This window comes from Amycolatopsis sp. lyj-346 (assembly GCF_046548975.1).
Taxonomy (GTDB): Bacteria; Actinomycetota; Actinomycetes; order Mycobacteriales; family Pseudonocardiaceae; genus Amycolatopsis.
Genome location: NZ_JAJPWT010000004.1, coordinates 521,838 through 543,529, shown reverse-complemented (window position 1 = coordinate 543,529; position 21,692 = coordinate 521,838). Strand labels below are relative to the sequence as shown.

The 21,692-nt window shown below is 72.0% G+C and carries 27 protein-coding genes and 1 pseudogene; 13 read left to right on the top strand and 15 right to left on the bottom strand.

Translation table 11 applies throughout. The features are described 5' to 3' along the window. Positions 1-4: 4 nt before the first annotated feature. Entirely contained in the window at positions 5-595 is a 591-nt protein-coding gene (locus ACLJQE_RS17500; protein WP_410640277.1) for an NADPH-dependent FMN reductase, read from the bottom strand. A gap of 98 nt (positions 596-693) precedes the next feature. On the opposite strand from ACLJQE_RS17500, the gene soxR reads away from it, so the two are divergent. Next, positions 694-1,176 (top strand): redox-sensitive transcriptional activator SoxR, encoded by a 483-nt coding sequence (soxR, locus tag ACLJQE_RS17495; RefSeq protein ID WP_410640276.1) that lies wholly within the window; start codon positions 694-696, stop codon positions 1,174-1,176. Position 1,177: 1 nt separating this feature from the next. Here the strand turns inward: soxR and ACLJQE_RS17490 are convergent, their stop codons facing one another. The 4 genes from ACLJQE_RS17490 to ACLJQE_RS17475 all read right to left on the bottom strand — a co-directional run bounded on the left by ACLJQE_RS17490 (position 1,178) and on the right by ACLJQE_RS17475 (position 3,716). Next, complete coding sequence (locus ACLJQE_RS17490) at positions 1,178-1,687, bottom strand: mycothiol transferase (protein WP_410640275.1); 510 nt, start codon at positions 1,685-1,687, stop codon at positions 1,178-1,180. Positions 1,688-1,759: 72 nt separating this feature from the next. After that, positions 1,760-2,332 (bottom strand): hypothetical protein, encoded by a 573-nt coding sequence (locus tag ACLJQE_RS17485; protein ID WP_410640274.1) that lies wholly within the window; start codon positions 2,330-2,332, stop codon positions 1,760-1,762. Positions 2,333-2,334: 2 nt separating this feature from the next. After that, positions 2,335-3,018: a hypothetical protein gene (locus tag ACLJQE_RS17480; RefSeq protein WP_410640273.1), complete on the bottom strand. Its 684-nt coding sequence runs from the start codon at positions 3,016-3,018 to the stop codon at positions 2,335-2,337. Positions 3,019-3,278: 260 nt separating this feature from the next. After that, positions 3,279-3,716 carry a DUF6314 family protein gene (locus tag ACLJQE_RS17475; protein ID WP_410640271.1) on the bottom strand — a complete coding sequence of 146 codons (438 nt, stop codon included), beginning with the start codon at positions 3,714-3,716 and terminating at the stop codon, positions 3,279-3,281. A gap of 59 nt (positions 3,717-3,775) precedes the next feature. Between ACLJQE_RS17475 and recQ the strand changes: the two genes are divergently transcribed. Continuing rightward, entirely contained in the window at positions 3,776-5,611 is a 1,836-nt protein-coding gene (gene recQ / locus ACLJQE_RS17470; RefSeq protein WP_410640270.1) for a DNA helicase RecQ, read from the top strand. Between the two features lies 1 nt (position 5,612). Here the strand turns inward: recQ and ACLJQE_RS17465 are convergent, their stop codons facing one another. Further along, positions 5,613-5,837, bottom strand: a complete 225-nt coding sequence (locus ACLJQE_RS17465) for an antitoxin (RefSeq protein WP_410640269.1) — start codon at positions 5,835-5,837, stop codon at positions 5,613-5,615. A 152-nt stretch (positions 5,838-5,989) separates the two neighbouring features. Here ACLJQE_RS17465 and add point away from each other — a divergent pair, with 152 nt between their 5' ends. Continuing rightward, entirely contained in the window at positions 5,990-6,964 is a 975-nt protein-coding gene (gene add, locus ACLJQE_RS17460; protein WP_410640268.1) for an adenosine deaminase, read from the top strand. Here add and ACLJQE_RS17455 read toward each other — a convergent pair. Together ACLJQE_RS17455 and ACLJQE_RS17450 are read right to left on the bottom strand one after the other, a co-directional pair. After that, positions 6,942-8,309, bottom strand: coding sequence for a vWA domain-containing protein (locus tag ACLJQE_RS17455; RefSeq protein WP_410640267.1), 1,368 nt, complete (start codon positions 8,307-8,309; stop codon positions 6,942-6,944). The two genes, add and ACLJQE_RS17455, sit on opposite strands and share 23 nt — an antisense overlap. Further along, entirely contained in the window at positions 8,306-9,187 is an 882-nt protein-coding gene (locus ACLJQE_RS17450; protein WP_410640266.1) for an AAA family ATPase, read from the bottom strand. The genes ACLJQE_RS17455 and ACLJQE_RS17450 overlap by 4 nt, the downstream gene beginning before the upstream one ends. Positions 9,188-9,249: 62 nt before the next feature. On the opposite strand from ACLJQE_RS17450, the gene mgrA reads away from it, so the two are divergent. Then, entirely contained in the window at positions 9,250-10,278 is a 1,029-nt protein-coding gene (mgrA, locus tag ACLJQE_RS17445; RefSeq protein WP_410640265.1) for an L-glyceraldehyde 3-phosphate reductase, read from the top strand. Between the two features lie 33 nt (positions 10,279-10,311). Here the strand turns inward: mgrA and ACLJQE_RS17440 are convergent, their stop codons facing one another. After that, positions 10,312-11,175, bottom strand: coding sequence for an SDR family NAD(P)-dependent oxidoreductase (locus ACLJQE_RS17440; protein ID WP_410640264.1), 864 nt, complete (start codon positions 11,173-11,175; stop codon positions 10,312-10,314). On the opposite strand from ACLJQE_RS17440, the gene ACLJQE_RS17435 reads away from it, so the two are divergent. Both ACLJQE_RS17435 and ACLJQE_RS17430 read left to right on the top strand, forming a co-directional pair. Continuing rightward, complete coding sequence (locus ACLJQE_RS17435; protein ID WP_410640263.1) at positions 11,174-11,479, top strand: hypothetical protein; 306 nt, start codon at positions 11,174-11,176, stop codon at positions 11,477-11,479. The genes ACLJQE_RS17440 and ACLJQE_RS17435 overlap by 2 nt on opposite strands. Further along, positions 11,476-11,898, top strand: a complete 423-nt coding sequence (locus ACLJQE_RS17430; RefSeq protein WP_410640262.1) for an LLM class flavin-dependent oxidoreductase — start codon at positions 11,476-11,478, stop codon at positions 11,896-11,898. The genes ACLJQE_RS17435 and ACLJQE_RS17430 overlap by 4 nt, the downstream gene beginning before the upstream one ends. Here ACLJQE_RS17430 and ACLJQE_RS17425 read toward each other — a convergent pair. Continuing rightward, positions 11,783-12,127, bottom strand: a pseudogene (locus ACLJQE_RS17425) (xanthine dehydrogenase family protein molybdopterin-binding subunit); the annotation flags it as partial. The gene ACLJQE_RS17430 and the pseudogene ACLJQE_RS17425 overlap by 116 nt on opposite strands. Positions 12,128-12,291: 164 nt before the next feature. Beyond that, positions 12,292-12,843 (bottom strand): RNA polymerase sigma factor SigC, encoded by a 552-nt coding sequence (gene sigC / locus ACLJQE_RS17420; protein WP_410640261.1) that lies wholly within the window; start codon positions 12,841-12,843, stop codon positions 12,292-12,294. A gap of 110 nt (positions 12,844-12,953) precedes the next feature. On the opposite strand from sigC, the gene ACLJQE_RS17415 reads away from it, so the two are divergent. Continuing rightward, on the top strand, positions 12,954-13,646 hold the full coding sequence (locus ACLJQE_RS17415) for a zf-HC2 domain-containing protein (protein WP_410640260.1): 693 nt from the start codon (positions 12,954-12,956) through the stop codon (positions 13,644-13,646). 7 nt (positions 13,647-13,653) lie between these two features. Here the strand turns inward: ACLJQE_RS17415 and ACLJQE_RS17410 are convergent, their stop codons facing one another. Together ACLJQE_RS17410 and ACLJQE_RS17405 are read right to left on the bottom strand one after the other, a co-directional pair. Then, the gene (locus ACLJQE_RS17410; RefSeq protein ID WP_410640259.1) at positions 13,654-14,130 is read right to left on the bottom strand and encodes a hypothetical protein; all 477 of its coding nucleotides are present in this window, start codon (positions 14,128-14,130) and stop codon (positions 13,654-13,656) included. Positions 14,131-14,281: 151 nt separating this feature from the next. Beyond that, positions 14,282-15,022 (bottom strand): DUF427 domain-containing protein, encoded by a 741-nt coding sequence (locus ACLJQE_RS17405; protein ID WP_410640258.1) that lies wholly within the window; start codon positions 15,020-15,022, stop codon positions 14,282-14,284. Between the two features lie 101 nt (positions 15,023-15,123). Here ACLJQE_RS17405 and ACLJQE_RS17400 point away from each other — a divergent pair, with 101 nt between their 5' ends. After that, positions 15,124-16,323 carry an ROK family protein gene (locus tag ACLJQE_RS17400; protein ID WP_410640257.1) on the top strand — a complete coding sequence of 400 codons (1,200 nt, stop codon included), beginning with the start codon at positions 15,124-15,126 and terminating at the stop codon, positions 16,321-16,323. Here the strand turns inward: ACLJQE_RS17400 and ACLJQE_RS17395 are convergent. Further along, complete coding sequence (locus tag ACLJQE_RS17395; protein ID WP_410640256.1) at positions 16,320-16,799, bottom strand: pyridoxamine 5'-phosphate oxidase family protein; 480 nt, start codon at positions 16,797-16,799, stop codon at positions 16,320-16,322. The two genes, ACLJQE_RS17400 and ACLJQE_RS17395, sit on opposite strands and share 4 nt — an antisense overlap. Here ACLJQE_RS17395 and ACLJQE_RS17390 point away from each other — a divergent pair. The 5 genes from ACLJQE_RS17390 to ACLJQE_RS17370 all read left to right on the top strand — a co-directional run bounded on the left by ACLJQE_RS17390 (position 16,798) and on the right by ACLJQE_RS17370 (position 21,508). Then, positions 16,798-17,274: a MarR family winged helix-turn-helix transcriptional regulator gene (locus ACLJQE_RS17390; protein ID WP_410640254.1), complete on the top strand. Its 477-nt coding sequence runs from the start codon at positions 16,798-16,800 to the stop codon at positions 17,272-17,274. The two genes, ACLJQE_RS17395 and ACLJQE_RS17390, sit on opposite strands and share 2 nt — an antisense overlap. 51 nt (positions 17,275-17,325) lie before the next feature. Further along, positions 17,326-17,649, top strand: coding sequence for a nuclear transport factor 2 family protein (locus ACLJQE_RS17385; protein WP_410640253.1), 324 nt, complete (start codon positions 17,326-17,328; stop codon positions 17,647-17,649). 353 nt (positions 17,650-18,002) lie between these two features. Further along, positions 18,003-18,371 (top strand): ArsR/SmtB family transcription factor, encoded by a 369-nt coding sequence (locus ACLJQE_RS17380; RefSeq protein WP_410640252.1) that lies wholly within the window; start codon positions 18,003-18,005, stop codon positions 18,369-18,371. Positions 18,372-18,380: 9 nt separating this feature from the next. Beyond that, positions 18,381-19,112 carry an HAD family hydrolase gene (locus ACLJQE_RS17375; RefSeq protein WP_410640251.1) on the top strand — a complete coding sequence of 244 codons (732 nt, stop codon included), beginning with the start codon at positions 18,381-18,383 and terminating at the stop codon, positions 19,110-19,112. Further along, positions 19,109-21,508 carry a glycoside hydrolase family 65 protein gene (locus ACLJQE_RS17370; protein ID WP_410640250.1) on the top strand — a complete coding sequence of 800 codons (2,400 nt, stop codon included), beginning with the start codon at positions 19,109-19,111 and terminating at the stop codon, positions 21,506-21,508. The genes ACLJQE_RS17375 and ACLJQE_RS17370 overlap by 4 nt, the downstream gene beginning before the upstream one ends. Here ACLJQE_RS17370 and ACLJQE_RS17365 read toward each other — a convergent pair. Beyond that, positions 21,489-21,671 (bottom strand): hypothetical protein, encoded by a 183-nt coding sequence (locus tag ACLJQE_RS17365; protein WP_206793522.1) that lies wholly within the window; start codon positions 21,669-21,671, stop codon positions 21,489-21,491. The genes ACLJQE_RS17370 and ACLJQE_RS17365 overlap by 20 nt on opposite strands. Between the last annotated feature and the right edge of the window lie 21 nt (positions 21,672-21,692).

Here is a 21,692-nt window from a genome sequence, read left to right as displayed (position 1 = left end):
CGCCTCAGCCGGGGTAGGGCCGCGCCGCCCGCGCCTCGGTCAGCGACCGCGCCCACCAGCCCAGCTGGTCGAGCATCGCCTTCGCCGCGACTTCCGCTCCGGCGTCGTTCGGCACGCCGTCCTCGCCGAACCGCGCCTGGGCGCCGTGGAAGCTGACCGTCTCGCGGATGGTCACCGCGTGGAGCTCCGCGAAGACCGCGCGCAGGTGCTCGACCGCACGCAGGCCGCCCGAAACCCCGCCGTAGGACACGAAAGCGACCGGCTTGGCCCGCCATTCGGGCCGGTGCCAGTCGATGGCGTTCTTGAGTGAAGCCGGGTAGCTGTGGTTGTACTCCGGGGTGACCACGACGAAGGCGTCGGCGGCTTCGAGCCGCGGAGCCACCTTCGCGACCTCGGCGACGACCGTCGCGGACGGTGTGGCACCGAACGCCGGCATGACCAGCGGGAGATCGGGCTCGGCGAGGTCGACGACGTCGACTTCGAAGCCGCCGTGCGCGTCCGCGACGCTCGCGAGCCAGTCCGCCACCACCGGCCCGAACCGTCCTTCCCGGACACTTCCCACGATCACCGCGACGCGGATCGACGTTTCCGACACACTTCCTCCTTGACACCCCGGCGTTGTTGCTCTCCGCACCAGGATGGAACTTCAAGTTCCCTTGAAGTCAAGGGTGCTGCTGTGGTTGGCTGTGGGCCATGGTGAACGCCCCAGCCCGGCCGCTGGCCGACCTGACGGTCGGCGAACTCTCCCGGCGCAGCGGAGTACCCGCCTCGGCCCTGCGCTTCTACGAGGACGAAGGTCTCATCCACAGCCGCCGCACCGCGGGCAACCAGCGGCGCTACCGCCGGGACACGCTGCGGCGGGTGACGTTCATCCGGATGTCCCAGCGGGTCGGCATGCCGCTTTCGAAGATCCGGGAAGTGCTCGGCCTGCTGTCCGACGACCGCACGCCCACCCGCACCGACTGGGCCCGGATCTCCCGCTGCTGGCAGGACGACCTGAACGCGCGGATCCGGCAGCTGGAGCAGCTGCGCGACCAGCTGGACGACTGCATCGGCTGCGGCTGCATGTCCCTGGCCAAGTGCCGGCTCGCCAACCCGGGTGACCGGCTCGGCACCGACGGCCCGGGGCCGCAGCGCCTCGCCGACCACCGCGAGGACGGCTACGAGGCCTGCTGACCTAGCCTTGCCCGAGCAGGCCGCGGACGTACATCGCCTGCCCGGCGTGCTGGATGTCGTCGTCGAGGACGCTGATCAGGCGCACGCCGAGGGACACCGGCGGGTCCCAGGCCTCGTCGACGATCCGGTCGAGGGCTTCGGCGTCGAGGCCGGTGACGAACCGGACGGTCTGCTCGTGCACGGCGTCGTAGTAGCCGGTGAGCAGCGCCGGTTCGTCGACCCGGACCGCCTCGACGTCGGCCGGGCGGTGGCCGTAGCCGGTGTCGCCCGCCGGGAACGGGAGGCCGAACCGGGACAGCCAGTCCCCGCCGGTCCACACCTGCTCCGTCCCCGCGACGTCGGCGACGTGGTCGTCCTGGACGCGGGTGAGGTGCCACACCAGCCAGGCGATCGAGTTGGCTTCGCCGCCCGGCCGGGTCCCGAGCTGCTTCGCGGTCAGTCCCTCGACCGCCGCGTGCACCGTGCCCTGGACCCGGCCGAACCCTTCGACGAGCAGATCGGCCACGTTCATCCGGCTGCCTCCCGTTTGCCGACACGTTTCCCGGCGTGCTTACCCGATCATGCCCGCCGGGAAACGCGGCCGCTAGCGCGGCAGCAGCTGGTCGAAGAACGAGCGGTAGCGGCGCAGCGCGATCCGCAGCTCCTCGGTGGCCGGTTCGCCCTGCTGCCACTGGGCTTCCAGGTCGCTCTTGTGCTCGGCGAAGGTGGTGGCCAGCGCGCTGATCACGGCGGCGACCAGTTCGTCGGCCTGCCGGACCGCCTGCTTCGGGTCGTCGACGAAGCCGGTCTGGACGTTCTGCCAGCGGTCGCGGAACCCGGTGACCTTCTCCTCGTCGATCAGCGTGGGCGCCTCGACGTCCCCGGCCGACGCGGCGGGCGTCTCCACGTCCCCGCCCGATTCGGCGGGCGACTCGATGTCCCCGCCCGATTCGGCGGGACTGGTGGTGTCGTCGGCGTCCTGCCGCCCGGCGGAGGCCAGGTCGGCGGTGCTCAGGTTCTGGTCGTCGCCGTCCGTGCCCGGTTCGCGGAAGGCGGCCCGGTCCTGGCCGGGGACGTCGGTGGTGCCCTCGTCCCGGTAGCCGGTTTCGTGGACGTCCTCACGCCCGGTCAGGTCCCGGTCGTCCTCGGCGTTGTGCCGCGTCAGGTGATCGGTCATGGTCAACGTCCTCCATTCGACTCGGTCCGCGGGCTCGCGGACGCCTGGCGCTCGGTCTCGTGCCGGTCGGCACGCTTTTCGGCGCGGTCGTGGTCGTGGTCGTGACCACTGTGGTCGTGACCGTTCCGGCGGTCGTGGCGGTCGTGCTGCTCGTCGTCGGCGCCGTCGGTCAGCAGGTCCTCGAACACGTCGCGGTAGCGCACCATCGCGTCGCGCAGGTCCTCAGTGGACGCTCCGTCGCGCTTCTGCTGCGTGGCGTGCGCGGCCCGGTAGTTCTCGAGGGTCTTCGCGTGCCGCACGGAAAGATCGGCCAGCTGCTGCTCGTAGCCCTCGGTCGGGTACCCGCGTTCGGCCATCAGCGAGTTCAGGACCTGGTCGGCCTCGGCGACCGCGACGGAGGGCTGGTCGACGAACTTTTCCTGGATCTGCGCCCATTCCCGGGCGTAGCGCTCCCGCGCCGACGCCGACAGCGGCCGGATGTCGAGCTCCTTGTGCCGGCGTTCCCGCTCGGCGAGTTCGCGCTGCGCGGCACGAGGGCTGTCCTTCTCCGCGACCGTGCGGTCGTACTCCGGACCGAACCGCTGCTGCAGTCGTTTTCGTTGCATCTCTTGCGTCACCAGCCAGATCACGGCGCCGAGCACCGCGACGGCCACGACGACGATCAAGACGATCAGCCATGTGGGCATCGCTCAAACTCCTTCAAGGAATGTCAAGCCCCCGTGCGTCCGGTGTTCCCGGATTACCTCGGCCGAAAACGGGCAGGGGGCGCCTGACCTCGGGATTCGGCCGTCCGGCGGCGGCGATACGGCCGGATGCCCGTCCCCGTCGCGGAGGCGGTGACGACGGTTACGCCGCGTAGCCCCTCCCCCGATCGGCACCGGCCCGCGGTTCCACGGCCGCGCTGTTCCTCGACGGCAAGGACGACGAGACCATCGCCCGGCATCGTCTAGCGGGTGAACCGGCTGACGATGACGTGGTCCTTCGCCGGCCCGCGCACCGCCCACTCCTGCCGCCACCGGGCGGCGCCGAGCACGTGGTACTCCCCGCGGTAGTGGTCGGCGCGGCAGGGGTGGTCCGCCGTCCAGCGGCCGTCGCGCAGGTCGAGGTCGTGGAAGAAGCCGCCGTGGTCGAAGTGGACCGCCGCGCGGCCCGGGCCCGCCGGGCGGTAGTGCAGGGTCCGCGTGACCGGCCCGGTGTGGCCGCCGAGCCGCAGCTCGCCCTCCTCGTGGTAGACGAGGACGCCGTCGACCTCGGTGAAGGTGGCGGTGCCGGTCACCTCGCCCGCGGGGTCGCCGTCCGCGGTGCGGATTTCCCGGTCCAGGTGCCAGGCGCCGCCGAAATACGCGGCGAGATCGGGAACGGGCCAGTACTGCACCCGCCGCATTCTGCCACCAGCGGCGGGGCGGGCCGGAACTGTCGGACCCCCGCTCTATAGTCGGGCGGGTGGCAGAGACCGACCTCGCACCCGTGTCCGACGCGCTGGAGACCCTCCGGCGCGTGTTCGGCTACGACAGCTTCCGCGGCGATCAGGCGGCGATCGTCGAGCACGTGATCGCCGGCGGCGACGCGCTCGTGCTGATGCCGACCGGTGGCGGGAAATCGTTGTGCTACCAGATTCCCGCGCTCGTGCGGCCCGGTGTAGGTGTGGTGGTCTCGCCGCTGATCGCGCTGATGCAGGACCAGGTCGACGCGCTGCGCAACGCCGGCGTCCGCGCCGGTTTCCTCAACTCCACCCAGGACTACGCGGCGCGGCAGGAGGTCGAGACGGCGTTCCTCAACGGCGAGCTCGACCTGCTCTACCTGGCGCCGGAACGGCTTTCGGTCGAATCCACCGTGCGGCTGCTCGACCGCGGCAAGATCTCGCTGTTCGCGATCGACGAAGCGCACTGCGTCGCCCAGTGGGGCCACGACTTCCGGCCCGACTACCTCCAGCTCTCCGCGCTGCACGAGCGGTGGCCGGACGTGCCGCGGATCGCGCTGACCGCCACCGCGACCGAGGCCACGCACAAGGAGATCGCGGCCCGGCTGAACCTCGGCGAGGCCCGGCACTTCGTCGCGAGCTTCGACCGGCCGAACATCCAGTACCGGATCGTCGGCAAGAATTCGCCGCAGCGGCAGTTGCTGGAGCTGCTACGCACCGAGCACCCAGGAGACGCGGGAATCGTCTACTGCCTGTCCCGGAACTCGGTCGAGAAGACCGCGGAGTTCCTGGTGCAGAACGGGATTCCGGCGGTGCCCTACCACGCGGGGCTCGACGCGCGCACCCGCGCGAAGCACCAGTCGCGGTTCCTGCGCGAAGACGGGCTGATCGTCGTCGCGACGATCGCGTTCGGGATGGGCATCGACAAACCGGACGTCCGGTTCGTCGCGCACCTCGACCTGCCGAAATCGGTCGAGGGCTACTACCAGGAGACCGGCCGGGCCGGACGCGACGGCCTGCCCTCGACCGCCTGGCTCGCGTACGGGCTGCAGGACGTCGTCCAGCAGCGCAAGATGATCGACACCTCCGAGGGTGACGAGGCGCACCGGCGGCGGCTGGGCGCGCACCTGAACGCGATGCTCGCGCTGTGCGAAACGGTGGAATGCCGTCGCGTGCAGATCCTCAACTACTTCGGGCAGCAGGCCGGCCCCTGCGGCAACTGCGACACGTGCCTGAACCCGCCGGAGAAGTGGGACGGCACGATCCCGGCGCAGAAGCTGCTGTCGACCGTCGTGCGGCTGCGCAACGAACGGCGCCAGAAGTTCGGCGCCGGCCAGATCATCGACATCCTGCTCGGCAAGTCCACGCCCAAGGTCACGCAGTTCCAGCACGACACGCTCAAGACGTTCGGCATCGGCACCGAGCTGCGCGAGCCGGAGTGGCGGGCCGTGGTGCGCCAGCTGCTCGCCCAGGGCCTGCTCGCCGTCGAAGGCGACTACGGCTCGCTCGTGCTCACCGAAGCCAGCGCGGAGGTGCTGGGCGGCGATCGCCAGGTGCTGCTGCGCCGCGAACCCGAGCGGGCCGCCGCCGCGAAGGTCCGCAGCTCCAAGAAGGCCGCGGTCGCCGTGGACATGCCCGCGGAGGCGGCCCCGCTGTTCGAACGCCTGCGGGCCTGGCGGGCCGGCGTCGCGAAGGAACAGGGCGTGCCCGCCTACGTCGTCTTCCACGACGCGACCCTGCGCCAGATCGCCACGCAACGACCGTCGTCACTGGCGGATCTGGGCACGGTCAGCGGCGTCGGCGAGAACAAGCTCGCCAAGTACGGCGAAGGGCTCCTGGAGGTGCTGACCGCCGGGTGACCTACCGGGCGGTGCCCTGTCCGGGGTGGCCCGGCTGCCCGGTCACCGAGTTGACCTTCCGGACCGCGCCGGCGATCTTGTGGTGGTACTTGCCCTTGGTCTTGTCGTCGACGAACTTCGCGGCCTTCCCGACGGCCTGGTTCACCTTGTCGGGGTTCTTCTTGGCGTAGGCACGAGCCGCACCGGCAGCGCCGGCCAGCATGGTCAGCTTCTTCATCAAAGGCACGGTGGCCCTCCCTCATCGGTTCCGGTCATCCTGACAACGCGGACGAACCACCCGGAGGTTCCCCGTGTGACGAAACCCAAAACCTGGGCCCGCCGAGGCCGGCCCCGAAATGACCGCGCGGATCGCCGCCGCGGCGTCCTAAGCTCGCGATCATGCGCGACCTGGCCGCCCTGCCCAAGGCCCACCTGCACGTTCACCTGGAGAGCACGATCCGCCCGGCCACGCTCCGCGAGCTGGGCGAGGCGAACGGTGTCGACGTCCCGGGCGAGCCCCCGGTGTTCGACGGCTTCCGCGCCTTCGCCGACTACAACGCGCTCATCCGGTCCTGCCTCCGGCGTCCGGAGGACTTCGAACGCATCGCGCGCGAGTACTGTGAGGACGAAGCCGCCCAAGGCACGCGCTACGCCGAAGTCACCTTCACCGCGGCTTCGCACGGGGAACGGCTGGGCGACCTCGAAATGCCGCTGGCCGCCGTCCTCAACGGACTTTCCCAGAGCAGCGGCCCGGAGTGGCGGCTGCTGCTCGACCACTCCCGGCGCCGGTCGGTCGAGCGGGCCGGACGCACCCTCGACCTCGCGCTGAAGTACGACGAAGTCTTCGCGATCGGCATGGCGGGCGAGGAAAACCACTCGCTGCGGCCGTTCGCGGCGCTCTTCGAGAAGGCCCGCGCGGCCGGCCTCCACCTGCTGCACCACACCGGCGAAGACGCCGGGCCCGACAGCATCCGCGAAGCCCTCGAAGTGGGCCGCACCGAACGGCTCGGCCACGGCATCCGCGTCCTCGACGACCCCGCACTGGTCGCCGAAGTCCGCGACCGGGGCCTGGCCCTGGAGGTGTGCCCGTCGTCGAACGTGACGCTGGGGCTGGTGCCGTCGCTGCCCGAGCACCCGCTCCCCCGGCTGCTCGACGCGGGCCTGACGGTCACGCTCAACACCGACGTCCCGTCGGTCACCGGGGCCGGCCTGGCCGGGGAGTACGCCCGCGTGCAACGGGCGTTCGGCTACGACGACACCACGATGGCGGACTTCGCCCGCGCGAGCGTCACGGCGTCCTTCGCGCCCGAAGCGACCAAGGCGAAGATCCTGCGGGACATCGACGCGTGGCTCACACCGGCAGCAGGCGGGTGACCAGCGTGCCGAGCTGGTGCACCGTGCGGCACTCGTGCATCTCGACGACCCCGGCGTACTCCAGGGCCGCCGAGTCCCCCGTGGACCACAGCGACCGCCGCTCCGGGTTGAGCCAGTAGACGTGGCGAGCGCGGGCCTTGATCTCGCGGACCGCGTCGAGGTTCGGGTCGCCGCCGTTGGTGCGGGCGTCGCCGAGGATCAGCACCGACGTCCGCGGGCCGACCGCGTCGAGCCAGTTCGCGGTGAACTGGCGCAGGGACCCGCCGTAGTCGCTGTGGCCGTCCCAGCGCACCAGCGCCGCCTCGGCCAGCATGCGGGCACCGAGGTGCCCGGGGTCGGCCGCGCCGGTGGTGATCAGGTGGGTGACCTCGTCGGTGCTGTCGACGAAGGCGAACACGCGGATCTTGCCGAACTGGTCGCGCAGCGCCTGCACCAGCAGCATGGTGAAGTTCGCGAACCCGGCCACCGAACCGGAAAGATCGCACAGCAGGACGATTTCCGGCCGTCCGAGCCGCCGGTGGCGGTAGGCGGGCCGCAGCGGCACCCCGCCGGTCGACAGCGACCGCCGCAGCGTGCGGCGCAGGTCGATCTGCCCGCGCGTGGTCCGCTTGCGACGGGCGGCCAAGCGCGTCGCCAGCTTGCGGGACAGCGGCTGGATGGTGCGGCGCAGCTCGGCGAGCTGGTTCCGGCTCGCGATGAGGAAGTCGACCCGGTCGGGTGAAGGGGCGATGGCGTGCTTGGCGACGCGCTCGCGACCGCGGACCTCGGCCGCGCGGCGGCGCGCCTCCGTGCGGATCTGCCCGCGGAAGCCTTCGACGCGGCGGCGGATCTCGTCGCGGTCGAGCCGGTCGGTGAACTCGCCGCGCGCGCCCCCACCGCGGACCGCGGCCAGCACCCGCGCGATCAGCGTCTGCGGCTGGAGCCGCTCCAGGGTCTGGTGGGCGGAGAAGCCGCCGCCCGGGCCGGACGCCGACCCGTACTGGCCCAGCATGTCGACGGCGAGCCCGGCCAGCTGGGACAACGCCTGCTGGTCGCCGTCCGCGAGCGCGGCGGCCAGTTCCTCACGCAGCTCTTCCAGCGTCGACGGCCGGTCTTCCCGGGCCCGTTCGGGCGCGCCGATCGCCGCCGGGAAGTAGAGGTCGAACGCGGCGTCGAAGACCGCGCGTTGCCCGCCGCGGCGGACCAGCGCCGCGGCCAGGCCCTCGCGGACCAGTTCACGATCGTCGAGGCCGAGCACTTCCAGGGCCGCGGCGGCGTCGACCGTCTCGGCCGGACCGGCCGGAATGCCCTGGGCCCGGAGCGCCTTGACGAACGCCGCGAGCCGCTCCGGCACGCCGCCGGTCACGACGCGTCCAGTACCTGTTCGAGCTTCAGGCCGGCGCCCGCCTTCGCGATGTCGTCCTGGTGCTTGAGCACGACGCCCAGGCTCTCCCGCACGACCCGCTCGTCCAGCGTGGCCGCCCCGAGCGCGAGCAGGGTCCGCGCCCAGTCGATGGTCTCCGCGACCGACGGCAGCTTGCGCAGGTCCATCGCGCGCAGCGCGGCGATCACCCGGACGACGGAATCGGCGAGAGCGGCGTCGATCCCGGGGACCTTGAGCCGGACGATGTCGCGTTCGAGGTCCTCGTCCGGGAAGTCGATGTGCAGGAACAGGCACCGGCGGCGCAGCGCCTCGGACAGCTCGCGCGTCGCGTTGGACGTCAGCACGGCGAACGGCGCCCGCGTGGCGGTGATGGTGCCGAGCTCCGGGACGGTGACCTGGAAGTCGCCGAGCACTTCCAGCAGGAGGCCCTCGACCTCCATGTCGGCCTTGTCGGTCTCGTCGATCAGCAGCACGGTCGGCTCGTCGGAGGAGATCGCGGTGAGCAGCGGACGGCGCAGCAGGAATTCCTCGCCGAAGATGTCGGTGCGCGCGTCCTCCCACGTCTCGTCGCGGCCGGCGGTGATCCGCAGCAGCTGCTTCGCGTGGTTCCACTCGTAGAGCGCGCGGGCCTCGTCGATGCCCTCGTAGCACTGCAGCCGCACCAGCCGCGAGCCGCTGACCTGGGCGACGGCCTTGGCGAGCTCGGTCTTGCCGACGCCGGCGGGCCCCTCGACCAGCAGCGGCTTGCCGAGCCGGTCGGCGAGGAACACGGTGGTCGCCACCGCCGTGGAGGCCAGGTAGCCCACCTCGGCGAGCTTCGCCGACACGTCGTCGACGGAGGTGAAGAATCCGGTGCCCACCACGTGCCTCCTAAGCGGTCGCTCACCGGAGCGTACCCGAAGAGCGGGCTAACATCGGGCGCGTGACCCACGTTGCCGCTTCCGGCCGATACGACTCGATGCCCTTCCGGCGCTGCGGGCGTTCCGGGCTCAAACTGCCCGCCGTCTCGCTCGGGCTGTGGCACAACTTCGGCCACGACCGGCCACTGGAGACCCAGCGCGCCATCACCCGCCGCGCCTTCGACCTGGGCATCACCCACTTCGACCTGGCCAACAACTACGGCCCGCCCTACGGCTCGGCCGAGGAGAACTTCGGACGGCTGCTGGCGGCCGACTTCCGGCCCTACCGCGACGAGCTGGTGATCTCCACCAAGGCCGGCTACGACATGTGGCCCGGCCCGTACGGCGAGTGGGGTTCCCGCAAGTACCTGCTGTCCTCCCTGGACCGGTCGCTCGGGCGGCTGGGCCTGGACTACGTCGACATCTTCTACTCACACCGCTTCGACCCCGAGACGCCGCTGGAGGAGACGGTCGGCGCGCTCGACGCCGCCGTCCGCGCCGGGAAGGCCCTCTACGTCGGGATCTCGTCCTACAGTTCCGAGCGAACCGCCGAGGCCGCGCGGCTGCTGCGCGAGCTCGGCACGCCGCTGCTGATCCACCAGCCGTCGTACTCGATGCTCAACCGCTGGATCGAGGAGGACGGCCTCCTCGACACCCTCGAAGAAGCGGGCGCCGGGTGCATCGCCTTCTCGCCGCTGGCCCAGGGCTTGCTGACGGACAAGTACCTGAAGGGCGTCCCGGCGGATTCCCGGGCGGCGCAGGGCAAGTCCCTCGACCCGGACACCCTCGACGAGAACCGGCTGGGCCGGGTCCGCGCGCTCGACGCCATCGCCGGCCGCCGCGGCCAGTCGCTGGCGCAGCTCGCGCTGGCCTGGGCCCTGCGCGACAGCCGGGTGACGTCGGTGCTGATCGGCGCGAGCAGCGTCCGGCAGCTGGAGGACAACGTCGGCGCGCTGGGCAACCTGGAGTTCTCCGCCGAGGAGCTGACCGAGATCGACGGCCACGCGACCGACGCGGACATCAACCTCTGGAAGCGCTCGTCCGACGCCTGAGCCGGGCCGCGGGGGCGCCCCCCGTTTTCCACATTACCGGTCGGCACCGACAGTTTCGGCCGGAAGCACGCCCTGGGCCTCCGCCGACAGGTCCTGCCACTCGGCCCAGGTCGCGAGCCGGTCCGCGTAGGCCTGCTGGATCATCGGGTAGAAGCCCCGTCCGAAGAGGACCCGCAGGGGCGGGTGGGCGGCGTCGACGACCTTGAGCAGGGCCTGGGCGGCGGCGACCGGGTCCCCGGCGGGCTGCTTGCCCGCGACCTCGGCGAGCCGGCCGCGGAGCGCGTCGTAGACCGGGCTGGGTTCGGCGACGTGCCCGTTGGCGAGGGGATTCGGGTTCTTGCCTTCGCGGGTGGCGAAGCCGCCCGGCTCGATGATCGTGACCTTGACGCCGAAGCCGGCGACCTCCTTGGCGAGGGTTTCGTTCAGGGCTTCGACCGCCCACCGGGACACCTGGTACGCCCCGCCGAGCGGCATCGCGATGATCCCCGCGGCCGACGACAGCTGGACGAAGTGGCCGGCGCGCTGTTCGCGCAGGATCGGCAGGGCGGCCTGGATGACCCACAGCGGGCCGAACAAGTTGGTCTCCAGCTGGGCACGCAGCTCGGGCTCGGTCAGCTCCTCGATGGCGCCGATCTGCGCGTAGCCGGCGTTGTTCACGACGACGTCCAAGCGGCCGAAGTGCTCGGCGGCCCGCTTCACGGTCTCGAAGACGGCGGCCTTGTCGGTCACGTCCATCGCCAAGGGGAGCACCGCATCGCCGTAGGTGGCGACGAGGTCGTCGAAGCTCGCGGTGGATCGCGCGGTGGCGGCCACCCGGTCGCCGCGCCCGAGGGCGGCCTCGACGAAGCAGCGGCCCAAGCCGCGCGACGAACCCGTGACGAACCAGACCTTGCTCATGCTGTTCCCCGTTCTGTGCGGTGCCGGTGGCATCCGGCTGCCCACAAGACACCGGGTCCCGGACGCCTGTGACAGCACGGGAGGTGACGCCGGTCACTCCAGGCAACCGGTCCAGGCGGCGACCGGGGTGCCCGTCCACCTCGGCCTCGGGCTGAGCCACCGGTTCATCGTCGAAGGCGAGTTCGGGTATTCGTACGACCGCCCGATCCGTCACCTGCGCGAATACCTGGAGACACTGCACCCGTTGCTGCGCGGGGAAAAGCGGACGTCCACGGCGAGACGCTCACGGCCGCGGGCGCGGTGAACGCGCCGGGTGCGCAGCGGCCCGCGGTGCTGATCGGCTCGGTGAGCCCGCAGTCGACGCGGCTGGCGGGCGAACTGGCCGACGGCGTGATCACGACGTGGGCGGGTCCGCGGGCGATCGCCGAGGTCGTGGTGCCGACGCTGGGCCGCCCGTCCCGCGTGGTCTCCGGCCAGCTGATCTGCGTGACGCCCGATGTGGACGAAGCACGAAGGCGGATCGAGGAGCTGTACGGCGCGGCGGCGAGCCGTACGAGGCACTGCGGCCGTCGGGCGCCCACACCGCACCGTCGCGTATGGACAGTCACGAAGCGTCGGCCCCCCACCGCGCCCCGGCCGCGGCGACCAGCCGGGCCCGCGCGGTCGCCGCGGTGGCGCGGACCGGGTCGTAGAGCGAGCGCATCGTGTTGGAGCCACCGGTGAGCTGGTTGAACAGCAGCTCGGTGCGGGCGAGCGGCAGGACGTCGCCGAGGTCGAGGATCTCCGCCGGCTGCGGCAGCGTCGGGATGACGGCTTCGGCGGTGGCCGGGGCGACCGCGTCGGTGGTGAGCTTCGTGGCGACGGTGAGCGTGGGCGCGGCGACGAGGTAGGTGAGGAAGCGGCGGCGGCCGACCTGCCCGGGCTCGGCGGGTTCGGTGGTCGGACGGGCCATCGGGGATCCCTTGCTGGGTGGCGGCGGGGTGCGCGCCACGCTAAGGACCCCCGGCAGGTGCGTCAACGCGGAGTAGTCGAGTTCGCCCATCTCTGTGACGAGACGACAGTGGAAGCCGCCGAATGTGTGCGCCGCCACAGCACCGAACGGCGCAGCGGGCCGGTTCAGCCGGCCCCGCGGGCCCGCCGGGCCTGGATCAGGTCCTCGCGGGCGCGGGCGACGCGGGAGCGGACCGTGCCGACCGGGCAACCGCAGACGTCGGCCGCCTCGGCGTAGGAGAGCCCGAGCACCTGGGTCAGGACGAGCACCTCGCGCCGGTCCGGCTCCAGCCCGTCGAGCAGCAGGCGCAGTTCGACGAGGTCCTCGAAGCCGGCGGCGGGATCGCGGGTGCGCTCAGCGGCGGCTTCCCAGTCGGTGTCGGCGATCCTGGGCCGCGCGCCGGCCGCCCGGATCTGGTCGACGACGACGCGGCGCGCGATGGACAGCAGCCACGTCCGCGAAGACGAACGTCCCGCGAAGCGGCGAAGGCTGCCGAAGGCGCGAAGGTAGGTCTCCTGCGTCAGGTCGTCGGCCGCGGCGACGTCGGTGAGGTGGGCGAGGAAGCGCCAGACGTCGGCCTGGGTGGCGCGGACCCACGCCTCCAGCGCGCGCCGGTCGCCGCGGCCGGCGGACAGGGCCAGTGCCGTGACGCGGTCGTCGTCCTCACGGTGGGTCATGATCCGTAAACATACAGCGGCGCGAAGCGCCTCCGTTGAGGGTGGCGGCGGGGAGGAAGGCGGAGGCAGCGACGGGGAACTTTCCGGACCCGCCGTCCGACTGCTGGACCATGAGGTGCGAGGAATGCCGCGAGGCTCTGTCGGCGCGATTGGACGGCGAGGCGGAGCCGGTTTCGCCCGACGCGCACCTGGCCTCCTGCGCGGAGTGCCGGGAGTGGTCCGCCGGCGCGGAACGGCTGCGGCGCACGATGCTGCTGCGCCCGGCCCCGCCGGTGCCGGACCTCACCGCGGCGATCCTCGAGCGCACACCGGCGCCCTCCGGTGAGCGCTGGGGGTGGCGGATCGCGCTGGCGCTGGTGGCGATCGGCCAGCTCGGCCTGGCGTTCGCACAGCTGCTCGGGACGACCCACGCCCACGACGGCGTCCACCTCGGCCACGAGAGCGGTGCGTGGAACCTGGCGGTGGGCATCGGCCTGCTGACGGCGGCGGCCCGGCCGGGCACGGCGGGCGGCCAGCTCCCGCTGCTGACGGGCTTCGTCGCCGTGCTGCTGGGCCTGTCGGCGGGCGACCTGGCGGCGGGTCAGGTGACGCTGTCCCGGCTGGCCACGCACCTGCTCGTGGTACTCGGGCTGGCATTGTTGTACGCGGTGCACCGGGGTCACCGCGGCCACGGCACCCCGCTCCCGGCGGCCACGGCCGACGACGGCGCCACAACGTCCGGGTCCACTGTGGACGACCCGGCACCGGGGCAGCCGCGTCCCCGCCCCTTCCGGCGGCAGGCCCACGGCCGCCACGCGGCTTGAGTCTCCGTCAGTACTGGCCGCCGTAGCAGACAGAATCGGCGACCTCGCAGTTCGTCCAGCCGAGGATGTAGTGGCTGACGTCATGCGCCTCCGCGATCATGTGGTTGATCCCACCCGGCCGGTCCGTGGTCAAGGAGATCGTCCCGAGGTTGTAGACCGCATCGGACGACGGGCACCGGTACGGCTCGGCCGGGTACCAGGGCGTGCTGTCCATCGGCGTCGTGCCCTGGTAGCCGAAGAACTGCACGTAAGTGCACTCCCCGCCCTTCATGAAGACCTTGACGTTGCTCAGCGTGACCGTCCTCAAGGACGACGACCAGCTGATGTTCCCGGTCGCCGAGACGGCCGTCGCGCCCGTGCCGCCGCCGTGCACCGCCGCGACGGAGAACTTCGTCGGCGCGGCCGAGGCAATCCCGGCCGTCGCCGTCAGCAAGCCGGCCGTGGCCCCCAGTGCCAGGACGATCCGGGCAATCCTTCGCATCACGCGATACTCCCTCGTGTCGTGCCGCCGGCGCGGTCGTCCGAGCCGGGCCACGATTACCACGCACGGTGCGCGCGAGCTGTTTACGTCCGCGAGTGTCTTTCACCCGTTCGGCCGCGCGAAAACCACCGCCGCATAGGGCGTTATACGCGGGTCAGGCGAACTTCGTCTTCGGGCGTTCCTGCCGGACGCCGTCGACGTGGACGTCCACCCTCTCGTCGAGGAACGCCACCAGGCCGGCGGCGCGGATGCTCTCGGGCAGCGGTGCCGGGTAGCTCCAGGCGAGGTCCTCGTGCCCGGCCACGTCGAAGTGCTCCGCGGCGCCCTTGTACGGGCAGTGCGTGACGACGTCGTTCTTCTCGAGCAGGTCCATCCGGACGTCCACGCGGGGCAGGTAGTAGCGGGTCGGCAGGCCGGTCTCGAACAGCAGGTGCGGCCGCACCGAGTCGGCGACGGTCACGCCGCCGACTTCGATCCGGACGTGCCGGGAGCTCGGCAGGACGTCGACGCGGACGCCGGGGTCGCGCGGGTGCGTGAAGATCTGTTCGTCCTCTTCGAACCAGTCGAACGCGGCGAACTCGAACCGGACGTGGCCGCGGAGCTCTTCGATCGGCGAATCCGGGTACTCCAGCGCGCCGTCCACCGCCTCGGCTCCGGCACCCTTTATCGTCGACAGAACAGCTTCTCCGCGGCTCGGCGAGTGCGCCGTCCGGCCGGAGGGGGTGAGAACGCCGCTCACGACGTCCGCGCGCGGGAGGTAGTACGTGGGGTAGTACGGAACTTCCCACACCAGGAGGGGGTGCACCGTGTCCGCGACGACCTGCCCGCCGAGGAACACCCGCACCCGCTTCGCGCCCTGTGCCACGCGGACCCGGCCGCGTCCCGGAGTGCTCATGCTCCGCTCAACCGGCCGCGCGGGGCGGGTATTCCGGCCGGATCCGGGCCGGGACGGCTAGCGTGGGCGGGCAGCACGAGGACGACAGGAGGCGGGCACGGGTGGCCGGCGTAGAAATCCCCACGGTCGGTACCCCCGCCGGGATGCGCAAGATCAACCAGCGGGCGGTGCTGGACCTGCTGCGCCGCGGCGGGCCGGCGACCCGGCCGCAGGTGGCGAAGGACACCGGGCTGTCGAAGCCGACGGTGAGCCAGGCGCTGCTCGCGCTGGAGGCCGCCGGGCTGGCGCGGCCGACCGGGCAGACGTCCACCGGAACCGGGCGTTCGGCCGTGCTGTACGAGGCCGACCCCACCGCGGGGTACGTCCTGGGCGTCGACATCGGCCGCGAGCACCTGCGGGTCGCGGTGTCGGACCTCGGCCGCACGCTCGTGGCGCGCCGCGACGAGCGCAACACGGCGCGCTCCGGCGCCGCGCTGGTGGCGGCGGTCGGGAAGATCGCGGCCGCGGCGATCGCGGAGGCCGGTCTTTCGGCGGGCGACATCGTTGTCCGCGTGGTCGGCTCCCCCGGCGTCGCCGATCCGGAGAAGCGCTGCTTCCGGCACGCGCCGAACCTGCCGGGCTGGGGCCGGGCGGGGCTGATCGACGACCTCGAAGCGGCGGTGGGCCCGGACCTGATGGTCGAGAACGACGCGAACCTCACCGCGGTCGGCGAGTGGGAGAGCGGGGCCGCGCGCGGCGCGTCGGTGTTCGGCTGCATCACGATCGGCACCGGCGTCGGCATGGGCCTGATGGTCGACGGCCGGGTGTTCCGCGGCGCGACCGGCGCGGCGGGCGAGATCGGCTACCTCCCGTACGGCCGCACGCGCGCGGCGGACGAGCCGGCCACCCCGCCGGCCCGTGGTCACCTCGAAGAGGCGACAGCAGCCCAGTCGGTCGTGCGCGGCGCCCGCGAACTCGGCCTGGGGACGGCGAAATCGGCCCGCGAGGTGTTCCGCCTGGCCCGCGAAGGCGACGAGCTGGCCCGGCAGGCACTGGCGGCGGAAGCGGATCGCCTGGCGTACACGGTGGCCTCGGTGGCGGCGGTGATCGACCCGGAGCTGATCGTCCTGGGCGGCGGCATGGGCACGGCGGCCGACCTGCTGCTGGAGCCGATCGACCGCGCCCTGCGCGCGTTCACCCCGCTGGTGCCGAAGGTGGTCCAGGGCGAACTGGGCGAGGACGCGGTGCTGACCGGCGCCATCAGCGTGGGGCTGCGGGCGGCCGAAGGCCTGGTCTTCGACCGCCGGGTGGGTGCCGCCTAAGCCGCCCGCCAGGCCTCGCCGCCGGTCGAGAGGCGCCAGGGGGTCAAGCGCAGCACCGTGATCTTCGGGTCGCGGTGGTCCTCGCCGCCGAGGATCTTCGGGTCGTACCCCAGCGGCTCGGGCGTGGCCGCGAACAGGTCCCACAGGTGCTTGCGCGTCTCCTCGTCGTCCTCGAACTCCGCGTGGCACTCCGCCACCGCGACCTCGTGCTGCGGGTCCCAGTACGAGCACGACACGTACGGCGAGGCCGTCAGGTGGGCGAGCTTCAGCGGAGTCGGCCGGGTGAAGAGACGGCCGGTCAAGCCGTCCGGTGTCCGCTCCCAGATCGGGTGGACGACCCGGGAGCGCGGGCGGCCGCGCCGGTCGACCGTCACCAGCGTGCACCAGACGATCCGGTGCGCCACGCGCACGAACGCTTCCGCCAGCTCCGCGGGCACTCTGCTGGATTCAACCACTCTGCTAGATTCCACAACCATGGTTGTGGATCCTAGCACTCTCGGCTTGCCGCTGACCGCGCTCTTCGCGGGCTGGGCGATGACCGACGAGGTCCAGCGGCGGCTCGACGGGCAGGGTTTCGGCGACCTGCGCTTCAACGACGGCGTCGTCATCCAGCACGTCCTGGCCGCGCCGCTGTCCATCACCGCGCTGGCCGAGCGGATGAGCGTGACGCAGCAGGCGGCGTCGAAGGCGGTCGCGGACCTCGAACGCAGGGGCCTGCTGCGGCGCGAAGCCGACCCGTCGGACGGACGGACGAAGCTGCTGCACCTGACCGGGCACGCGCTCGCCGCCGTCGAAGCGACGCGGGTGCTGCGGCGGGAACTCCAGGAGGAACTCGTCGCGTCGTACGGCGCCGAGCGGGTGGCGGACGCGCGCGCCCTCCTGGCGGCGGTCATCGGCCGTTACGGTGGCGAAGACGCGATCCGCGCCCGCCGCGTCCGGCCGCCGCGCTGATTACCTCCGGCGTAATCGACGACGCCGCCCGGAAGGCCGACGATCGACGGCATGAGCGAATCCGCGAAGAACCGCAAGATCGTCGTCGACTGCCTGGAAAACCTGTTCGCACGCCAGGACTTCGACGCCGCGAAGGCCGCGCTGCACCCCGATTTCGTCACCCACAGCCCCGGGCTGCCCTCCGGGCGCGAGGCGTTCGCCGACGCCGTGAAGAACTCCCCGCTCGCCGGCGCGACCGCGGTGATCCGGCACGTCGTCGCGGAGAACGACCTCGTCGCCGTGCACCTGCACGTGGCCGGGCTCGCCGTCGTCGACATCCTGCGCGTCGAGGACGGCCTGCTCGTCGAGCACTGGGACGTCAAGCAGCAGGCTTAGCGCGTGATGACGCAGGTCCCCGACGCCGTGGCCGGGAGCGTGGTGTGGACCGCGCAGCCGACCACCGAGTCCAGCATCGCGGCCGCCACAGCCGTGAACCATGCCGATCGGGTTGTACAGCGACTCGTCCGGCTCGGCGACCGCGACCACCTCACCCGCCTCGATGCGCTCCCAGCGCAGGCCGAAGTGCGCGGCGATCGGCGCCGGCGGGACGCGGCCCTCGGCGATCGCCCGCAGGTACTCCAGGCCGGACATCGTGGCGCCGAGCCGGGCGGTCTCCAGCGGGAGCGTCAAGCGCGGCGTGACCCGGACCACCGGTGGTCCGCCCGCGACCGGGGTGAAATCATCCGGGGGTGGACACCGACCGCAAGCTGATCGACCCGGAACGCGTCGCGGCGGCGGTCGACGGGCTGGGCGACCGCGCCGTCATCGACGAATGGGCCCGGCGCTTCTCCGTGCTCGCCGATCCCTCACGGCTGGCGCTGCTGGTCTGCATCCACTACGCCCGCGAGATCAGCGTCACCGATCTGGCCGCGGCCACCGGCATGACCGACACGGCGGTGTCGCAGGCGCTGCGGTTGCTGCGGGCACACGGGCTGGTCACGCCGCAACGCACCGGCCGGGTGGTGCGGTACCGGCTGGCGGACGCCATCGTGCACGAGCTCATCCACCACGTACGGCCGCACCCCCAACAGCCCGCGGAAGCCGCCGAAGACCGGTAGCGTGCGGGCATGACGGGATTGCCCGAGACCATCACCGCCTGCCTGTTCGACCTCGACGGAGTGCTGACCGGCACGGCGATCCTCCACCGCGAGGCCTGGAAGCGGACGTTCGACGAATTCCTCCGCGCCCGCGACGGCGCCGGGTTCGCGGAGTTCACCGACCTCGACTACGCAACCTTCGTGGATGGCCGCCCGCGCGCCGACGGCGTGCGGGAGTTCCTGCGGTCACGGGGGATCGTGCTGCCCGAGGGCGAGCCGGACGACCCGGTGGACGCCCCGACCGTCAACGGCGTGGGCAACCGCAAGAACGAGCTGGTCCTCAAGATCATCGACGAGCGCGGCGTCAACCCGTACCCCGGTTCGGTGCGCTACCTCGAAGCCGCCAAGGCCGCCGGGCTGCGGATCGCCGTCGTGACGTCGTCGGCCAACGGCGCGAAGGTCCTCGACGGCGCCGACCTCAGCAAATACGTCGAAGCACGCATCGACGGCATCGTGATCCGCGAACAGCACCTGCGCGGCAAGCCGGCGCCGGACTCGTTCCTGGCCGGCGCCGCGGCGCTCGGCGTCGAGCCCGCGCACGCGGCCGTCTTCGAGGACGCCCAGTCCGGCGTCGCGGCCGGGAAAGCCGGCGGCTTCGGGTACGTCGTGGGCGTGAACCGCGCCGACCAGGCCGCGGAACTGCGGGCCCACGGGGCCGACATCGTCGTCGACGACCTCGCCGACCTCCTGGAGGACCGATGACCGAACCGCACGGCTACGAGAGCGCGCCCTGGGAACTGCGGTGGCGTGGCATGGACGTCGACGCCTTGCAGCGCACCGAATCGGCGTTCGCGGTGTCCAACGGCCACATCGGGCTGCGCGGCACCCTCGAGGAGGCCGAGCCGCGCGGGCTGCCCGGCACGTACCTCAACGGGTTCTACGAGCAGCACGAACTCCCCTACGCCGAGGCCGGCTACGGCTACCCCGAAGAAGGCCAGACCGTCGTCAACGTGACCGACGGCAAGATCATCCGGCTGCTCGTCGAGGACGAACCGCTCGACATGCGCTACGGCGCGGCCACCGCGCACGACCGCGTGCTCGACTTCCGCAAGGGCACGCTGAGCCGGACCACGGAGTGGTCGTCGCCGACCGGACGGCGGGTCCGCGTGCGCACCGAGCGGCTGGTGTCGTTCACCCAGCGCGCGATCGCCGCGATCCGGTACGAGGTCGAGCCGCTCGACGAGGACCTGCAGCTGGTCGTGCAGTCCGACCTGCTGGCCAACGAGCCGATCGAGTCCGACACCAGCGACCCGCGGGTGGCCGCGGCGCTGGAATCGCCGCTGGTGGGCCAGTTCCACCGCGCGTCGGAGTACAACGCCGTGCTGGTGCACCAGACCCGCCGGTCCGGGCTGCGGATGGCCGCGGCGATGGACCACAAGATCGAGGTGGACGACGGGATCCGCGCCCGCATCCACGCCGAGGAGGACCTCGCGCGGCTGACCGTCGCCGTCGACGTGCCGAAAGGCGGGCGGCTGCGGATCACCAAGTTCCTCGCCTACGGCTGGTCGGCGCAGCGCTCGGTGCCGGCGCTGCGTTCGCAGGTCGAGGCGGCGCTGGCCGGCGCCCGCCAGACGGGTTGGAAGGGCCTGCTCACCGAGCAGCGCGAGTTCCTGGACGACTACTGGGCCACCTCGGACATCGAGATCGGCGGGGACCCCGAACTGCAGCAGGCCGTCCGCTTCGCCCTGTTCCACATCCTGCAGGCCGGGGCCCGCGGCGAGAGCCGCGCGATCGCCGGCAAGGGGCTGACCGGACCGGGCTACGACGGACACGCCTTCTGGGACACCGAGTCCTTCGTCCTCCCGGTGCTGACCTACACCATCCCCGACGCGGCGCGCGATGCCCTCCGCTGGCGTCATTCCACCATGGACAAAGCGCGGGAACGCGCCCACCAGCTGGGGTTGCGCGGCGCGGCGTTCCCGTGGCGGTCGATCAACGGCGCCGAGTGCTCGGCGTACTGGCCGGCGGGCACGGCGGCGTTCCACGTCAGCGCGGACATCGCCGACGCCGTCCTGCGCTACCTCACCGCGACCGGCGACGAGCAGTTCGAGCGCGACTACGGCACCGAGCTGCTGCTGGAAACCGCGCGGCTGTGGGCGTCGCTGGGCCACCACGACCGGCACGGCGCGTTCCGCATCGACGGCGTCACCGGGCCGGACGAGTACTCGGCGGTGGCGGACAACAACGTCTACACGAACCTGATGGCGCGGCGGAACCTGCTGGCGGCGGCGGAGTCGTGCGAGCGGCACCCGGACGTGGCGGCGCGGTTCGGCGTCGACACCGTCGAGCTGGACTCCTGGCGCGCGGCCGCGGCGACGATGTACCTGCCCTACGACGAAGAACTCGGCGTGCACCCGCAGTCGGAGGGGTTCCTCGACCACGACGAGTGGGACTACGCGGGCACCGACCCGGCGCACTACCCGTTGCTGCTGCACTACCCGTACTTCGACCTCTACCGCAAGCAGGTCGTCAAACAGGCGGACCTGGTGCTGGCGCTGCACCTGTGCGGCGATTCCTTCAGCCAGGAGGAAAAAGCCCGGAACTTCGCCTACTACGAAGCACGGACCGTGCGCGATTCTTCGCTGTCGGCGGGAACGCAGGCGGTCATCGCCGCCGAGGTGGGGCACCTGGAGCTGGCCTACGACTACCTCGCCGAAGCCGCGCTGACCGACCTGCACGACGTGCACAACAACGTGCGCAACGGCCTGCACATGGCGTCGCTGGCCGGCGCGTGGCAGGGCGCCGTCGCCGGGTTCGGCGGCCTGCGCGACCACGGCGGGACGCTCGCGTTCGCGCCGCGGCTGCCCCCGCAGCTGGAGCGGATCACCTTCCGCCTGATGTTCCGCGGCACCCGGTTCCAGGTCGAGATCGATCCCGACCAGGCCACCTACCACGTGGTTGCCGGGTCGCCCCTGGAAGTGCTGCACCACGGCGAGCGCATCACGATCACCGCGGAGCCGCAGCGGTACGCCGTGCCGAAGCTCGACGCCGGTCCGCCGCCGAAGCAGCCGGCCGGCCGCGCCCCGATGCGGCGTGACTCGGAAGCGGTGCGTCAGTACGCGGAGCCGGCGAACCCGATCACCGTGGAAGGTCGCTAGCGGCGTCACGTCCGGGTGGGGCCGGGATCTCCTCGGTCCCACCCGGGCTCACGTCCGGGTCCGGGGCGGTCGGCACGTCGTGCGTCAGCTTGCCGGGGGTCGGGAGCTTCGGGAGCTCTTCGTCTTCGTCGTCACGGCCGTGGAGGCGCTGCTGCTCGCTCATGCTTTCCGGAATACCCGGTTT

Excerpts from the sequence above, each read along its gene's own strand:
- soxR (WP_410640276.1), top strand. The coding sequence starts at position 694 with ATGGTGAACGCCCCAGCCCGGCCGCTGGCCGACCTGACGGTCGGCGAA.
- ACLJQE_RS17390 (WP_410640254.1), top strand. The coding sequence starts at position 16,798 with ATGGTTGTGGATCCTAGCACTCTCGGCTTGCCGCTGACCGCGCTCTTC.
- sigC (WP_410640261.1), bottom strand. The coding sequence starts at position 12,843 with ATGACCCACCGTGAGGACGACGACCGCGTCACGGCACTGGCCCTGTCC.
- ACLJQE_RS17480 (WP_410640273.1), bottom strand. The coding sequence starts at position 3,018 with ATGCCCACATGGCTGATCGTCTTGATCGTCGTCGTGGCCGTCGCGGTG.
- ACLJQE_RS17405 (WP_410640258.1), bottom strand. The coding sequence starts at position 15,022 with ATGAGCACTCCGGGACGCGGCCGGGTCCGCGTGGCACAGGGCGCGAAG.
- ACLJQE_RS17475 (WP_410640271.1), bottom strand. The coding sequence starts at position 3,716 with ATGCGGCGGGTGCAGTACTGGCCCGTTCCCGATCTCGCCGCGTATTTC.
- add (WP_410640268.1), top strand. The coding sequence starts at position 5,990 with ATGCGCGACCTGGCCGCCCTGCCCAAGGCCCACCTGCACGTTCACCTG.
- ACLJQE_RS17440 (WP_410640264.1), bottom strand. The coding sequence starts at position 11,175 with ATGAGCAAGGTCTGGTTCGTCACGGGTTCGTCGCGCGGCTTGGGCCGC.
- ACLJQE_RS17435 (WP_410640263.1), top strand. The coding sequence starts at position 11,174 with ATGCTGTTCCCCGTTCTGTGCGGTGCCGGTGGCATCCGGCTGCCCACA.
- ACLJQE_RS17415 (WP_410640260.1), top strand. The coding sequence starts at position 12,954 with ATGAGGTGCGAGGAATGCCGCGAGGCTCTGTCGGCGCGATTGGACGGC.
- ACLJQE_RS17365 (WP_206793522.1), bottom strand. The coding sequence starts at position 21,671 with ATGAGCGAGCAGCAGCGCCTCCACGGCCGTGACGACGAAGACGAAGAG.
- ACLJQE_RS17370 (WP_410640250.1), top strand. The coding sequence starts at position 19,109 with ATGACCGAACCGCACGGCTACGAGAGCGCGCCCTGGGAACTGCGGTGG.
- ACLJQE_RS17490 (WP_410640275.1), bottom strand. The coding sequence starts at position 1,687 with ATGAACGTGGCCGATCTGCTCGTCGAAGGGTTCGGCCGGGTCCAGGGC.
- ACLJQE_RS17485 (WP_410640274.1), bottom strand. The coding sequence starts at position 2,332 with ATGACCGATCACCTGACGCGGCACAACGCCGAGGACGACCGGGACCTG.
- ACLJQE_RS17395 (WP_410640256.1), bottom strand. The coding sequence starts at position 16,799 with ATGGTTGTGGAATCTAGCAGAGTGGTTGAATCCAGCAGAGTGCCCGCG.
- ACLJQE_RS17375 (WP_410640251.1), top strand. The coding sequence starts at position 18,381 with ATGACGGGATTGCCCGAGACCATCACCGCCTGCCTGTTCGACCTCGAC.
- ACLJQE_RS17385 (WP_410640253.1), top strand. The coding sequence starts at position 17,326 with ATGAGCGAATCCGCGAAGAACCGCAAGATCGTCGTCGACTGCCTGGAA.